Origin of the sequence: Microbacterium sp. UBA3486 (assembly GCF_002377845.1) — a bacterium.
Lineage (GTDB): Bacteria > Actinomycetota > Actinomycetes > Actinomycetales > Microbacteriaceae > Microbacterium > Microbacterium maritypicum_A.
Map to the genome: position 1 here is coordinate 37,878 of NZ_DFQP01000035.1, position 14,584 is coordinate 52,461.

General features: G+C 70.0%; 15 protein-coding genes. 5 read left to right on the forward strand and 10 right to left on the reverse strand.

Annotated features, from left to right (window positions below):
• Positions 1–5: 5 nt before the first annotated feature.
• Complete coding sequence (locus B2869_RS04285; protein WP_292763178.1) at positions 6–1,655, reverse strand: thiamine pyrophosphate-binding protein; 1,650 nt, start codon at positions 1,653–1,655, stop codon at positions 6–8.
• 163 nt (positions 1,656–1,818) lie between these two features.
• On the opposite strand from B2869_RS04285, the gene B2869_RS04290 reads away from it, so the two are divergent.
• A complete protein-coding gene (locus tag B2869_RS04290; RefSeq protein ID WP_021198813.1) occupies positions 1,819–2,328 on the forward strand; it encodes a phosphoribosyltransferase in 510 nt (169 codons plus the stop codon).
• A gap of 16 nt (positions 2,329–2,344) precedes the next feature.
• Here the strand turns inward: B2869_RS04290 and B2869_RS04295 are convergent, their stop codons facing one another.
• The 8 genes from B2869_RS04295 to B2869_RS04330 form a co-directional block, all read right to left on the reverse strand.
• Positions 2,345–3,868: an ATP-dependent DNA ligase gene (locus B2869_RS04295; RefSeq protein WP_292763181.1), complete on the reverse strand. Its 1,524-nt coding sequence runs from the start codon at positions 3,866–3,868 to the stop codon at positions 2,345–2,347.
• Between the two features lie 160 nt (positions 3,869–4,028).
• Positions 4,029–4,799, reverse strand: a complete 771-nt coding sequence (locus B2869_RS04300) for an enoyl-CoA hydratase/isomerase family protein (protein WP_292763183.1) — start codon at positions 4,797–4,799, stop codon at positions 4,029–4,031.
• Between the two features lie 12 nt (positions 4,800–4,811).
• Positions 4,812–5,975, reverse strand: a complete 1,164-nt coding sequence (gene paaE / locus B2869_RS04305; protein ID WP_292763185.1) for a 1,2-phenylacetyl-CoA epoxidase subunit PaaE — start codon at positions 5,973–5,975, stop codon at positions 4,812–4,814.
• Between the two features lies 1 nt (position 5,976).
• Positions 5,977–6,471, reverse strand: coding sequence for a 1,2-phenylacetyl-CoA epoxidase subunit PaaD (gene paaD / locus B2869_RS04310; RefSeq protein WP_029260501.1), 495 nt, complete (start codon positions 6,469–6,471; stop codon positions 5,977–5,979).
• Positions 6,465–7,328, reverse strand: a complete 864-nt coding sequence (gene paaC, locus B2869_RS04315; protein WP_292763188.1) for a 1,2-phenylacetyl-CoA epoxidase subunit PaaC — start codon at positions 7,326–7,328, stop codon at positions 6,465–6,467. Before paaC ends, paaD begins: the two co-directional genes overlap by 7 nt.
• Positions 7,325–7,630 carry a 1,2-phenylacetyl-CoA epoxidase subunit PaaB gene (gene paaB / locus B2869_RS04320; RefSeq protein WP_017828375.1) on the reverse strand — a complete coding sequence of 102 codons (306 nt, stop codon included), beginning with the start codon at positions 7,628–7,630 and terminating at the stop codon, positions 7,325–7,327. Before paaB ends, paaC begins: the two co-directional genes overlap by 4 nt.
• Positions 7,630–8,604 (reverse strand): 1,2-phenylacetyl-CoA epoxidase subunit PaaA, encoded by a 975-nt coding sequence (gene paaA / locus B2869_RS04325; protein ID WP_021198807.1) that lies wholly within the window; start codon positions 8,602–8,604, stop codon positions 7,630–7,632. Before paaA ends, paaB begins: the two co-directional genes overlap by 1 nt.
• 86 nt (positions 8,605–8,690) lie before the next feature.
• Complete coding sequence (locus B2869_RS04330; protein ID WP_292763195.1) at positions 8,691–9,110, reverse strand: pilus assembly protein CpaE; 420 nt, start codon at positions 9,108–9,110, stop codon at positions 8,691–8,693.
• Between the two features lie 92 nt (positions 9,111–9,202).
• On the opposite strand from B2869_RS04330, the gene B2869_RS04335 reads away from it, so the two are divergent.
• Positions 9,203–11,326, forward strand: a complete 2,124-nt coding sequence (locus B2869_RS04335; protein WP_292763197.1) for a RecQ family ATP-dependent DNA helicase — start codon at positions 9,203–9,205, stop codon at positions 11,324–11,326.
• Between the two features lie 122 nt (positions 11,327–11,448).
• Here B2869_RS04335 and B2869_RS04340 read toward each other — a convergent pair whose 3' ends face one another.
• Positions 11,449–12,216 (reverse strand): IclR family transcriptional regulator, encoded by a 768-nt coding sequence (locus B2869_RS04340; protein WP_029260505.1) that lies wholly within the window; start codon positions 12,214–12,216, stop codon positions 11,449–11,451.
• Positions 12,217–12,375: 159 nt separating this feature from the next.
• Here B2869_RS04340 and dhaK point away from each other — a divergent pair, with 159 nt between their 5' ends.
• The 3 genes from dhaK to B2869_RS04355 form a co-directional block, all read left to right on the forward strand.
• Positions 12,376–13,368: a dihydroxyacetone kinase subunit DhaK gene (gene dhaK / locus B2869_RS04345; RefSeq protein WP_029260506.1), complete on the forward strand. Its 993-nt coding sequence runs from the start codon at positions 12,376–12,378 to the stop codon at positions 13,366–13,368.
• A complete protein-coding gene (gene dhaL / locus B2869_RS04350) occupies positions 13,368–14,009 on the forward strand; it encodes a dihydroxyacetone kinase subunit DhaL (RefSeq protein ID WP_292763200.1) in 642 nt (213 codons plus the stop codon). Before dhaK ends, dhaL begins: the two co-directional genes overlap by 1 nt.
• A partial coding sequence (locus B2869_RS04355) for an HPr family phosphocarrier protein (RefSeq protein ID WP_292763202.1) occupies positions 14,009–14,584 on the forward strand: 576 nt, incomplete at its 3' end. The genes dhaL and B2869_RS04355, both read left to right, overlap by 1 nt.

Consider the following 14,584-nt stretch of genomic DNA (forward strand, 5'->3'; position numbering starts at 1 on the left):
CGAGGTCAGGAGTTCACGCGGATGATCTCCTGCTGGTAGGGCGCGATCACGTCGCCGGAGATGCGCAGATCGAGGAGCAGGAAGGGGCGCGTCGCCGGGTCCTCTTCCGCCCAGCTCGCGAGGCGTTCGAGGTCGGAAAGCGCGCGCACCACCACGCCCTCGGCGCCGACCGCAGCGCCGAATGCCGCGAAGTCGACCTCGGGAATGCGCATCGGGCCCTCCGCCAGCCCCTTGAGACCGTAGAGGTTCACCTCGGCACCGTAGGCGGCGTCGTTCCAGACCACGGCCATGCCGCGGCCGCCGGCAGCACGCACCGCGGATTCCAGATCCGCGATCGCCATGAGCCCACCGCCGTCGCCCGATGTCAGCACCACGGTCGATTCCCGTCGTGCCAACGCCGCACCGACCACGCTCGGCCAGCCCTGCCCGATCGACTGGAACGCGGTGCCGACCATCATCATGCGGTCGGGAGCGGCGACCGGCCAGTACATGTTCGCCCACCCGATGAAGTGCCCGCCGTCGGACACCACGACGCGGTCTTCCGGGAGCAGCTCGGCGATGCGGCGGGCGGCGGAGCGCGGGTCGAGGCGTCCGTCCGGAGCGAGCTCGTCGCCGGCATCGTACGTGCGCGCGGACGCGACATCGACCGTCTCGCGCCACGGGCTCGCCGATCCGGCCGACCCGATCCTGGCGACGAGGTCCTCCGCGGCCAGACGGGCGTCGGCACGCACGAAGCCTCCGACGTGCGCGTGTGTCGCAGCCGGTGCGATGTCGATCTGGAAGACGCGCGTGCCCGGAGCGAACAGTTCGCCGAACCGCATCGTGAACTGGTTCAGCGCGGCACCGAACACGACGACGACGTCGGCAGAGCGCACGAGCTCCATCGCGCCATCGGCACCGAAGCCGCCGGTCACACCGAGGTCGTAGCGCGGGTCGTGGAACACCCCGCGGCCGAGAGCCGACGATGCGGTGAGGGCGCCCGTCGCGGCGGCAAGGTCTCCCAGCGCGGCGCTCGCTCCGGACAGCCACTCGCCGCGACCGGCGAGCAGGAACGGCCGCTCGGCACCTGCCAGCGCGGCGGCGATCTCGTCGAGCATCGCGTCGGCGAACTCCCCGCGCGGGGGGAGCGGAGCGGGGATGCGCGGAGACGGCGCCTCCGGGACCTCGCCCGCCTCGAGCGCCGCGACGTCGTACGGGATCGCGAGGACGACGGGCACCCGGTAGGTGAGGGCGTGCTCGATCGCGATGACGGTGGTGGCGGCGGCGTCCGCACGCCCGACGGTATAGGTGCGGGCACCCACGGCAGAGGCGAGAGCGATCTGGTCGACGTCCCAGGGGCGGGGGCCGGACGTGGGCTCGTCTCCGACGACGAGCACGAGCGGCACGTGCGCCTGCACGGCTTCTGCGAGCGCGGTCAGGGTGTTCGTGAAACCGGCGCCGTACGTCGACGTGCCGGCGGCGATCCGACCCGACGCCCGGAAATGGGCGTCGGCCGCGACCACGGCACCCTGTTCATGGCGGACAGCGGTGAACACGGCATCCGTCTGCGTCTCGATCGCGTCGAGGAAGTAGGCGTTGCCATTGCCCATCACCCCGAACACGGCGTCGATGTGCTGGGCGAGAGTGAGGGCGACGTGCGCGGACACGGTGGGCATGCGAAAGCCTTTCGAGACAGGGACGGAGGTAGTGCGGAATCCGTATGTGTCTCGCCTCTGCGTCTTCGCGGAGTGCTTCGTGCCTCTTTTTCAGGCACCGGCCGGGCCGGACCCGCTCAGTCTACCGGCGGGAGACGTTTGCGGAATGCGGGAGAATGCAGGAATGACTGATGCAGAGATCGAGCGCGAGACACTCACCTGGGACGGCTTCGGAGCGGCGACGCGCGATCTGGCACGGAACATCCTCGACAGCGGCTTCATGCCCGAGGTCGTCGTGGCCATCGCGCGCGGCGGGCTCCTCCCGGCAGGCGCGATCGCCTACGGTCTCGGTGCCAAGAACTGCGGAGCGATCAACGTCGAGTTCTACACCGGCATCGGCACCGTGCTCGACGCGCCGGAGGTGCTGCCTCCCGAGCTCGACATGGCGTACCTGGACGGACGCCGCGTGCTGCTCGTCGACGATGTCGCGGATTCGGGTCGCACTCTCGCCCTGGCCGTGCAGCTGCTGAAGGACAAGGGGGCCGACGTGCGGTCGGTCACGATCTACACCAAGCCGTCGACGATCATCCAGCCTGACTTCGCCTGGAAGGACACCGACCTCTGGATCGACTTCCCGTGGTCGTTCCGCGGAACCGTCCGCGAAGAGGATCAGGGGCTCGCGCCCTCCGCCTGAGCCTGCTGCGCGCGGGTCACGCGTGCAGCAGCGAACGCAGCGTCTGGATCGTGTCGGCCTCGACGACGCTTTTGTCGGTGCGGTAACCCTTCACGCGAGCGAATCGCAGCGCGATGCCTCCCGGGTATCGCGGTGAGCGCTGCACGCCGTCGATCGCGATCTCCACGACGAGCTCTGGGCGCAGGAACACGGTCGACGCGGTGCGGTGCGACTCGTGCTCGGGGAACTCCACGGTCTGCCACCTCAGCAGTTCATCGGTGAGCCCCTTGAACGTCTTGCCGACCATGACGAACCCGCCGGGCTCGCCGAACTCGCCCTTCGGGTCGCGGGCCCCCAGGTGCAGGTTCGAGAGCCAGCCGCGACGGCGGCCGGAACCCCACTCCGCGCCGAGGACCACCAGATCGAACGTCAGCACAGGCTTGACCTTGACCCACGACTTGCCTCGGCGACCGGCCGCGTAGGGCGCGTCGATCGCCTTGACCACGACACCTTCGTGGCCCGCGGCGAGGGCCTCGCGTGAGAGACGTTCGGCGGCTTCGGCATCGTCTGTCACGATGCCGGGCATCCGCCAGTCGCCGGCCACGCGTTCCAGTTCGGCCAGCCGCACGGACAGCGGCTCGTCGATCAGGTCGCGCCCATCCACGTGCAGCACATCGAAGAACCACGGCCGCAGGACGAGTTCGCGGGACACATCGGCGCCGAACCGCGACATCGTCTCCTGGAACGGGCGCGGCCCTCCGTCCTCGTCGAGCGAGAGCGTCTCCCCGTCGAGGATGACATCCGTGACGGCGAGCGCGCGCACGATCTCGACGAGCTCCGGCACCCGGTGGGTGACGTCGGCGAGGCTCCGCGTGTAGACGCCGACCTCGTCGCCATGACGGTGCACCTGGATGCGGGCGCCATCGAGCTTGTACTCGACCGACGCCTCGCCGGTGATCTCGAGCGCGGCGGAGGGAGTCGGCGCGGTGGCCGCCAGCATCGGCAGGACGGGGCGTCCGACCTGAAGTCCGATGGCCTCGAGGGCATCAGCGTCGTCGGCGAGGGCGACCCGCGCGGTCTCCCCGAGGTCACCGGAGAGCATGGCGGCGCGACGCACGAGGGCGAGGGGGCGGTCGGCTGCTCTCGCGATCGAGTCGAGGAGCACGCCGGACAACGCCCCCGTGCGGAGTTCGCCGAGCATGGCGCGGACCAGGAAGTCCCACTCCGCCTCCGTGGCGCGCGACGCGAGCTCGACGAGGATGCCCGTGCGGGTGGCCGTCGAGCCGGAACCGGATGCCGCGGCGAGGGCGTCCAGTGAGGCGTCGACATCGCCCACGGTCAGCGCGGGAACGTCGGCGTGCGTGACCTCGATGGCCGTGAGTCCCCGCCACCCGACGCCGAGTCGGCCCTGACGTGGGGAGGCCAGCAGCAGTCCCACGAGCGTCGCGATCTCATCTGGGGCGGATCGCGCCAGCAGTCGCGCCAGGGCATCGACCTTCGTGAGACGGGACGCCGTGGCGGAGACCTCTTCTGTCGTGGTGACGACCTCGGAGAGCATCATCCCGGTATTGTCGCACCGGCCACCGACGCTGGACAGGAGACGGATTCAGGCCGATGCGCCGATTCAGGCCGATCGTCGCCCGAACTGCCTGATGGGGCGCGAGTGCCTGATGCCGCGTGAGTCGTGTCCCCGCTCGGGCACGCGTGAGCGGGGCGGCGCGTCAGCGCCCGCGGAACTCCGGCTTCCGCTTCTCCTGGAAGGCCGCGAATCCCTCGCGATAGTCGGAGGTGTCGCACAGCGCGGCCTGCGCGGCGTTCTCGATGCCGACGGCGTCCCACAGCGCGAGCCGCTCGTCGCGGATGCGGGCGATGAGTTCCTTGCTCGCCAGGAACGCCGCCGTGGCGCCGCGCGCCGCCGTCGCTGCGGCATCCGTCGTCGCCTGCACGACCTCGTCATCCGTGAACACGCGCGAGAACAGGCCCGATGCCACGGCCTCCGCGCCGCTCATGAGGCGGCCCGTGTAGATGAGGTCGAGTGTCTTGTGCGCCCCGAGCCGATCGAGGAACAGGGCGTGGCCGCCGGAGTCGAGCGTCGCGCCGAGCGCCGCGAACGGGGAGCCGATCTTGGCCGACTCCGCGACGTACACGACATCCGTCGCGATCAGCAGCCCGAGACCCACACCGAGGCATGCTCCGTGAGCGGCGGCGAACGTCGGCGCGGGGAAGCGTGACATGCGTTGCAGCAGCGGCGTCACACGTCCGCCGAGATAACCGAGCACATCGTCATCCCGAGGATCTACGCCGGAGATGTCGCGGCCCGCGCAGAACCCGCGCCCCTCGCCGCGGAGCACGAGGGCCCGCACGCCCGCCGTCTCCGCCTCGACATATGCGGTGTCGAGTTCCGCCAGCGCCTGTTCGTCGAGGGCGTTCAGCTTCGACGGCGCGTTCAGCACGATCGTGGCGACGTCGTCGGCGATGGTGAGGTCGATCATGGGCCCTCCGTGTCAGACGTCGTAGTCGACGACCACGCGGTCGCTGGTCGGGTGGGACTGGCAGGTGAGCACGAATCCGCGTTCGAGCTCGTCGGGCTCGAGCGCGTAGTTCTCGGTCATGGTCACGCTGCCCTCGATCACGCGCGCGCGGCACGTGCCGCAGACGCCGCCCGCGCAGGCGAACGGAGCGTCGGGCCGCACACGCAGCGCCGCATTGAGCACTGACTCGTGTGCATCCACCGGGCTCTCCACGGTCGAGGAGACACCGTCGAGCGTGACCTCGATGCGCACGGTCTTCTCGCCGGCGCGCACCTGCACCGGCCGGGCCGCACGTGCCGGTTCATCACCGGTCGTGAACAGCTCGAAGCGGATGTGCGAGCGATCGACCCCGACATCGGCCAGCACCTCGCGACAGAGGTCGACCAGCGCGAGAGGTCCGCACAGGAACCATTCATCGACGGTCATCGGCGGGATGAGGGTGCCGAGGATCGTGCGGAGCTTCTCCTCGTCGATGCGTCCGGACAGCACAGGTGCCGCCCGCTGCTCTCGGGACAGCACGTGGTGGAGCACGAGCCTCGTCGGGAAGCGGTCCTTGAGGTCGGCCAGGTCTTCCAGGAACATCACGTCGAGCGTCGCGCGGTTCGTGTAGAGCAGGGTGAACCGCGACGTGTCCGACCGGTTCAGCACCGTGTGCGCGAGTGCCATCAGCGGCGTGATGCCGGAGCCGGCGGCAATCCCCACCACATGGCGGTCGTCGAGGTCGTCGAGCGCCGAGGTGAAGGTGCCCTGCGGGCTCATGACGTCGATCTCGAAGCCGGCGTGCAGGCCTGTCTGCGCCCACGTGGAGAAGAGTCCGCCCTCGTCGCGCTTCACGGCGACGCTCAGCCGGGTGTCCTGTCCGTCGTCGCGATGCTCCGGTGCGCGGCACAGCGAGTAGGAGCGCCGCACCTCGACACCGTCGAGGGTGGTGCGCAGGGCGACGTACTGACCGGGAAGATGGTCGTATTCTTCGGCGAGCGCGGCCGGGACCGTGAACGTCACTTCCACGGCATCCTCGGTGAGCGGACGCACGTCTTCGACGACGAGGGTGTGGAAGCGGGCGCGCTTCCGGGGGGAGGTCGCGCGTGCGGCGGTCGTCCGCGGCGTGGGCGCGGGCGCCGAGGTGAAGAGCGACATGTCAGTGCACCTTGAAGTGGTCGAAGGGCTCGAGGCAGGCGCGGCACTCGAAGAGCGCCTTGCACGAGGTCGAGCCGAAGTGGGAGACCTCGCGGGTGTCGAGCGACCCGCATCGCGGGCAGCGCACGCTCAGCGCCAGGCGGATCGGCCCGGTCGAGACGGCGGCGCGGCCGGAGGGCGGCGCGATGCCGTACTCCGCGAGCTTCGTCTTGCCGGCTTCCGTCATCCAGTCCGTCGTCCAGGCGGGCGAGAGGACCAGCCGCACATCGACCCGGTCGAAGCCGGCGGCGGTGAGGGCGAGGATCACATCGTCTCGGATCGTGTCCATCGCGGGGCAGCCGCTGTACGTCGGCGTGATGTCGACGTGCACCCGGGTGCCGTCGACCTCGACCGCACGGAGCACGCCGAGGTCCTCGATCGTGAGGACGGGGACCTCGGGGTCGGGAACGGAAGCGGCGATCCGCCAGGCGGCCTGCGTCGGAGTGAGAGTCACCATGTCGCCCCCGGATGCCGTCGCGCGAGCACCTGCATCTCGGCGAGGATGTGCCCGAGGGGGGTCGCGTGCGCGCCGCGACGCCCGCCCGCCGACGACGACATGACGTCGGGAACCGTCAGCTCCGCCTCGGTGAACACGGTCGCGACAACCCCGTCGAACCCGGGACGCAGGCGCGACGGGGACACGGCCGCATCGCCGAGTCGCTCGATCAGCTCATCGTCGCGGAACAGCTCGTCGACGTACGGCCAGACATCACCGATCGCCCGGATGATGCGGGTGCGGGACTCCTCGGTGCCGCCCGCGAGGCGCAGTATCCACTGCACGGCGTGATCGCGGTGGTAGTCGACCTCCTTGAGCGATTTCTCGGCGATCGCGGCGAAGGTCTCGTCGCTGCTGCCGCGCAACGCGGTGTAGAGCTCGAACATGTAGGTCGCCACGACGAACTGTCGGGCGATCGTCTGGGCGAAGTCGCCGTTGGGCTGCTGCACGATCCACGCGCAACGGAACTCGGGCTCGTCGCGGAAGAAGGCGAGGTCGTCTTCGCTGCGGCCGTCGTACGACCCCGCGTAGTGCAGGAATGAGCGCGCGTGGCCGAGCAGGTCGAGCGCGATGTTGCCCAGGGCCACGTCCTCCTCCAGCTCCGGGGCCCGCGAGATCCAGGCGCCCAGCTGCTGGGAGAGGATGAGGGCGTCGTCTCCGAGGCGCAGTGCGTACTCGGCGATGTCGGCGGACGTGGCCACCGCGCCGGTGCCGGAGAGCTCCTGCGAGAGGCGGAGTTCGTCGACCGAGACGTCGCCGTGGATGTCGCCGTGGACGTCGACGCCCTCGGGCGCGGTGGTCGGGTGCGGTGTGCTCACAGGTGCGGCACTCCCTCGGAGGCCGTGTAGTACACGGCGTGGCGGTAGTTCTTGCCCGCGGGGCTCTCGAAGTATGCGCCCTTGGCGTCGGGATCGCTCGTGGTGATCGCGTCGGCGGGCGCCACCCAGATCGACACGCCCTCGCCGCGGCGGGTGTAGAGGTCGCGCGCGTTGCGGATCGCCATCTCGGCGTCGGGCGCGTGCAGCGAGCCGACGTGCACGTGGCTGAGCCCGCGATTGGCGCGCACGAACACCTCCCACAGCGGCCAGGGTTCGCGCTCATCCGCGCCCGGTGTCGCCATCACGCCACCGCCTTCGTCTCGAGGGACTGCTTGCGGGCATACTCCGCGGCGGCCTCGCGCACCCAGGCGCCCTCTTCGTGGGCCGTGCGTCGGCGCTCGAGTCGCTCGGCGTTGCACGGCCCGTTGCCGCGCACCACCTCGAAGAACTCGTCCCAGTCGATCTCGCCGATCACATACTGGCCGGTCTGCTCGTCGAAGCGCAGATCGGGGTCGGGCAACGTCACCCCGAGGATCTCGGCCTGGGGCACGAGCATGCCGACGAACCGCTGGCGCAGCTCGTCGTTCGAGAACCGCTTGATCTTCCACTTCATCGACTGCGCCGAGTTCGGGGACTGGTCGTCGGGCGGCCCGAACATCGCCAGGCTCGGCCAGTACCAGCGGTTCACGGCATCCTGTGCCATCTCGCGCTGCTCCGCGCTGCCCTGCATCAGCGTGAGCAGGATCTCGAAGCCCTGCCGCTGGTGGAACGACTCCTCCTTGCACACGCGCACCATGGCGCGGCCGTACGGACCGTAGGAGGCCCGGCACAGCGGCACCTGATTGCAGATCGCGGCGCCGTCGACGAGCCAGCCGATCGCGCCCATGTCGGCCCAGGTCGGGGTGGGGTAGTTGAAGATCGACGAGTACTTCGCCTTGCCGCTGATGAGCTGATCCATCATCTCGTCGCGCGTGGTGCCCAGGGTCTGCGCCGCGGAGTAGAGGTAGAGACCGTGGCCGGCCTCGTCCTGCACCTTCGCCATCAGGATCGCCTTGCGCTTGAGGCTCGGCGCGCGTGTGATCCAGTTGCCCTCGGGCTGCATGCCGATGATCTCGGAGTGCGCGTGCTGGGAGATCTGCCGCACCAGCGTCTTGCGGTAGGCATCGGGCATCCAGTCGCGGGGCTCGATGCGCTGCTCGTTCGCGATGAGCTCGTCGAAGAGACGCTCCTCATCGGAGAGCTCGCCCACCAGGGACAGGTCTGCGGGACTGGTCATCGTCGACTCCTCGGCCTCCGGCCAACTTTACTGACCGATCGTTAGGTAATTCTGACACAGAGCACGGCCGGTTTCAAGGCACCTGCTCAGAGCGAGCGCGAGATCAGCTCGAGGAGCGCCCGGCCATAGGCCTCCGAGGGATCGGGGTGCTCGAAGGCGATCACATGGCCACCGATCTCGACGTCGACGCGAAAGGCATCTTCGAGGCGCACCAGCGCGCGGAAGGTGCCCCGGAGCAGGTCGCGCAGCTGATCCTCCCGCGGCAGCCACACCGCATCCGCGAGGGTCACCGCATCGAGCGCCCATTCCGTGGTGCCGTTGAACGCCAGATCGGTGCCGCTCGGCGTCTGGCGGGCTTCGATCGTCATCTCGCTGACCGTGAAGACCTCGGCCTCCGCTTCGAGCTCCACCTCGTCCGGCAGGTCGAGCTGGAAGCGGTCGCCCTCGGCGGGATGCCAGACGAGTCCGGAGTCTCGCAGGGCGACGGCGAGCTCGCGTGTGATCATCTCCTCACGCTAGACGACCGGACTCGCCGACGGCTCGGCGAAGCTGTGGATGACGGCGTCGTCGTGTCTGCGGCGTGGGGCAGAGTGGGGGCATGACATCCGCAGCTCCCGCCGACACCCGCGAGGCCGCACGCGCGGCGCTGCGCGAACTCGTCGGCCGCCCCGACGCCGACTTCCATGACGGGCAGTACGAGGCGATCGAGGCGCTGGTCGAGGGGCGTCGGCGCGCGCTCGTGGTGCAGCGCACCGGCTGGGGAAAGTCCGCGGTGTACTTCGTCGCCACCCTCCTGCTGAGGCGTCAGGGCGCAGGGCCGACCGTGCTGGTGTCGCCGCTGCTGGCGCTCATGCGCGACCAGATCGCCGCGGCCGAACGTGCCGGGGTGCGCGCGGTTGCGATCAACTCCACCAACGCGCACGAATGGTCCGACGTGCTCGGGCAGCTCGACCGCGATGAGGTCGATGTGCTGCTGGTCTCGCCGGAGAGGCTCAACAACCCCGCGTTCCGTGAGCAGCAGCTGCCGGCGCTGGTGCGTCGCATCGGCATGCTCGTCGTCGACGAGGCGCACTGCATCAGCGATTGGGGACACGACTTCCGCCCCGACTACCGGCGGCTGCGCGACCTCATCGCGCAGATGCCGGCCGATGTTCCGGTGCTCGCGACCACCGCCACGGCGAACAGTCGGGTCGTGGCAGACGTCGCCGAGCAGCTCGGGGCCCTTCAGGCCGACAGCGAAGGGGGTGCCGAGCCGGTGCTCACCATCCGCGGCCCGCTCGCCCGCACCTCATTGCGTCTGGGGGTGCTCCGCCTGCGCGATTCGGCGAGTCGTCTCGCGTGGCTGCTCAGCCACATCGACGATCTTCCCGGATCCGGCATCATCTACACGCTGACCGTCGCGGCCGCCGTCGACACCGCCCGGCTGCTGCGCGACCACGGACACGATGTGCGGGCCTATACCGGACAGACCGACACCGATGAACGCGCCGAGTCCGAAGGGATGCTCAAGCGCAACGAGGTGAAGGCGCTCGTCGCCACCAGTGCACTCGGTATGGGCTTCGACAAGCCAGATCTGGGTTTCGTGCTCCACCTCGGGGCGCCCTCGTCGCCGGTGGCCTACTACCAGCAGGTGGGGCGTGCGGGCCGTGCCAGCGAGAGCGCCGACGTGCTGCTGCTGCCCGGCGTCGAGGATCGCGATATCTGGCATTACTTCGCGACGGCGTCGATGCCCGACAAGGAGCGGGCGGAGCGGGTGATCGGTGCGCTCGGCGATGCTCCGATCTCGACGCCGGCGCTCGAGGCGATGGTCGACATCCGCCGCACGCCGCTCGAGCTGCTGCTGAAGGTGCTCGACGTCGACGGCGCGGTGCGGCGCGTGCAGGGCGGCTGGGTCGCGACCGGCGAGCCGTGGACCTACGACGCCGAGCGCTACGAGCGCATCGCCGCCGAGCGTCTCGCCGAGCAGCAGCACATGATCGAATACGAGCAGACCGACGGCTGTCGTATGGAGTTCCTGCAGCGCGCCCTCGACGACGACACGGCCGCGCCCTGCGGAAGGTGTGACAACTGCGCGGGCGGATGGTTCCCTCGCGAGATCGGAGAATCCGCGAGCTCGCAGGCCGCGGAGTCGCTCGACCGTGTCGGTGTGCCGATCGAGCCTCGTCGTGCCTGGCCGACCGGTGCCGATCGGCTCGACGTGCCGGTCAAGGGGCGCATCCCCGCCGACGAGCAGGCCGCCGAGGGCCGAGCGCTGGCGCGCCTCACCGATCTGGGCTGGGGAGGGGCGCTGCGCGAGATCTTCGCCGTGGGCGCGCCCGACGCCGCGGTGACACCGCAGCTGCTCCAGGCCTGCGTCCGCGTGCTTGCCGGATGGGGCTGGGAGGAGCGCCCGGTGGCTGTCGTCGCCATGCCATCGCGTTCGCACCCGCTCCTGGTCGACTCGCTCGCCCGCGGGCTCGCCGACGTCGGCCGTCTGCCCTCCCTCGGCGCGCTCGAACCCGTCGGTGGCGGGCCCTCCGGTGGGCCGGGCGGAAACAGCGTCTTCCGTCTCGCCGGACTCTGGGACCGCTTCAGCGCGCAGCACCTCGACGTGCCGTCGGGGCCGGTGCTGCTCGTGGACGACCTTGTCGACAGTCGATGGACGATGACGGTCGCGGCCCGAGCGCTCCGTCAGGCCGGGGCGACCGCGGTCCTGCCGTTCGCCCTCGCGCTTCGCGGCTGAGTGGATTCGCGGCTGAGTGGATTCGCGGCGGAGCGGATTCGCGGCTGGGTGGAGGAGGCGTCGGCGAGCGCCGGACCGTCGGGCGAGTGCTGATCCGCCGCACCGGATCGGACGCGCGGATGTCAGTCGTCGGCGGGCGCCACGCGCGGTGGCCAGGTGGTCGCGCCGAGTTCGCGGGAGACGTTCCGTGCCGTCTCGCGCAGGGCATTGAGGATCGCGTCCGAGGCGGGTGTCTGCGATGTGGGCAGCACCACGGCGACCGCGGCGACGATGTCGTTCGACGCGTCGGCGACGGGGGCGGCGATCGAGGACTCGCCGAGCACCGCCTCGTCGAACTCTCCGGCCGTGCCGCGTTCGGCGATGGCCGGCAGCTCGAGGGTCAGCCGAGCGACGTCGGTGATCGTGTCGCCGGTGAGGCTGCGCAGCGGCTGTTCGAACACGCTCTGCTGGAAACCCAGGTCGTAGGCGAGGAGGACCTTGCCCATCGCCGAGGCATGGGCGGGGATGGCCACCCCGGTCTCGAGCATCTGCTGGCTGTCGTCGGGTCGCAGGTTGTGATGGATGACGAGCACGTCGGTGAAGTGCGGTGCGCCCAGCCGTACCGAGAGGTTGGTGCGGCGCGCGAGTTCCTGCGTCCATCTCATCGCCCTGGCGCGTACGTCGAGGGTGTCGAGGTAGACGTTGCTCAGGCGCAGGAGAGTCGGACCGAGCATGTAGCGCTGGCCGCCCCGCTCCTTCGCGACGAGTCCGTGCGAGCGCAGCGACTTCACGATCCCGTGCACGGTCGACGGCGGCAGGCTGAGTGCCGCCGCGAGGTCGGTGATGCCGAGGTGGCGTGCTCCCTGGAGCAGTTCGAGGATCTTCGCCGCGCGGTCGATCGCCTGGATCACGGGGAGGCCTCCTTCCGGTGCGTCGTCGAGCCGGAGCCGATGGAGCCGGGCTTCACGATTGATCTTGACAACCCGGCAGGGTCCGAGCATATTCGACATTAACGAATTGCTTTCGGATTTTTGCGAAAGAGACCTCGAAGGATCAAAGGAGATCGAATGATGAAGAAGCTCATCAACGCCCCGGAAGACGTTCTCGTCGAATCGTTGAAGGGTGTCGCCCTCGCTCATCCGGAGCTCTCCGTCGACCTCGAGAACCATGTCATCACCCGAGCCACGCCCAAGGCCCAGGGCAAGGTCGCGATCGTCTCCGGTGGCGGCTCCGGCCACGAGCCGCTGCATGGCGGGTTCGTCGGCACCGGGATGCTGGATGCGGCGGTCGCCGGCGAGGTCTTCACCTCCCCGACCCCCGATCGCGTGCAGGTGGCCACCCAGGCCGTGGATCGCGGCGCAGGTGTGCTGCACATCGTGAAGAACTACACCGGCGACGTGTTGAACTTCGAGATGGCCGCCGAGCTCGCCGCGATGGACGGGATCGAGGTCGGGAGCATCACCGTGGATGACGACGTCGCCGTGCAGGACTCGCTGTACACCGCCGGTCGCCGCGGGGTGGGCCTCACCGTGCTGCTCGAGAAGATCGTCGGAGCGGGCGCGGAAGAGGGGCGGGACCTCGCCGCCGTCGTCGAGCTGGCCAAGAAGGTCAACGGACAGGGGCGCTCGATGGGCATGGCTCTCACCAGTTGCACCGTGCCCGCCGCAGGCAAGCCCACGTTCGACCTTCCGGACGATCAGATGGAGATCGGCATCGGCATCCACGGCGAGCCCGGGCGTCACCGCGAACCCCTCGCTCCGGCATCCGAGATCGCCCGGCAGCTGGTCGAGCCGATCCTCGCCGATCTCGACGCCGCAGGACCCGCGATCGTGATGCTCAACGGCATGGGGGCTACGCCGCTCATCGAGCTCTACCTCATGTACGGCGAGGTCGCGGCGATCCTCGAGAAGTCGGGCGTGCAGATCGCCAGGAACCTCGTCGGCAACTACATCACGTCGCTCGACATGGCCGGGTGCTCGGTCACCCTGCTCAAGGCGGACGATGAGCTGCTGCGGTTGTGGGATGCCCCGGTGAACACTCCCGGTCTGCGGTGGGGCGTCTGATGGGCGCGGTCGACACCGTCGTGCTCGCCGACTGGGTCGCCCGGTTCGGTACCGCCGTCACCGAGAAGCGCGACTGGCTCACCGAACTCGACTCGGCCATCGGTGACGCCGACCACGGCGCCAACATGGCTCGCGGTATGAGTGCCGTCGGCGAGAAGCTCTCCGCGGGCGCACCCGGAAAGGTCGACGAACTGCTCAAGACCGTCGGCATGACCCTGGTGAGTTCCGTCGGCGGAGCCAGCGGACCCCTCTACGGCACCTTCTTCCTGCGGACGGGAATGGCGGCCGGGCCGGTGTCCGAACTCGACGGCCCCGCTCTTGCCGCTGCGTTGCGGGCAGGACTCGACGGCATCGTCGCACGCGGTAAGGCGGAAGCGGGGGACAAGACCATGTTCGACGCGATGGCGCCGGCGGTGGACGCGATGGACGCGGCACTCGCCGCGGGATCCTCTGTCGCCGAGGCGACCAGGGCCGCCGCGGACGCCGCGGCAGCCGGACGCGATGCCACGCTGCCGCTGGTGGCCCGCAAGGGCAGGGCGAGTTACCTCGGGGAGCGCAGCGCGGGGCACCTCGACCCGGGAGCGGCCTCCACGGCGATCCTCTTCGACACGCTCGCCGCAGCGGTCGCGGACACGGCCTGATGATCGGCATCGTCGCCGTCTCCCACAGCGCACGGCTCGGGGAGGCGGCACTGGAGCTTGCCCTGCAGATGGTGCACGACGGCGGAGTGCGCGTGCAGGTCGCGGCCGGAGCGGGAGTCGACGCCGAGGGGGCACCGATCCTCGGCACCGATGCCGTCGCGGTGGCAGCGGCCATCGATGAGCTCGCGGCGGAGTGCGAGGGCGTGCTCGTGCTCATGGATCTGGGATCCGCCGTGCTCAGCGCCGAGCTCGCCCTCGAGCTGCGATCGAGTGCGGTGCCGGTGCGGCTCGCCCCGGCACCGTTCGTGGAGGGACTGCTCGCCGCCGTCGTGTCCGCTGCTGCGGGCGGGACGCTGGATCAGGTGGCTGCCGAAGCCACGGCGGCGCTCGGGGTGAAGACCGGCGCGCTCGGCGCCGGGGAAGACCAGATCGCCGACGCACCGGCTGTGCCGCAGGCGGATGGTGACGTGCAGGTGCGTCGGGTGCGCGTCCGCAATCCGCTCGGCGTCCATGCGCGTCCCGCTGCCCTGATCGCCCGGGCCGCCGCCGGGACCGACGTACGCCTGCGACGGCTT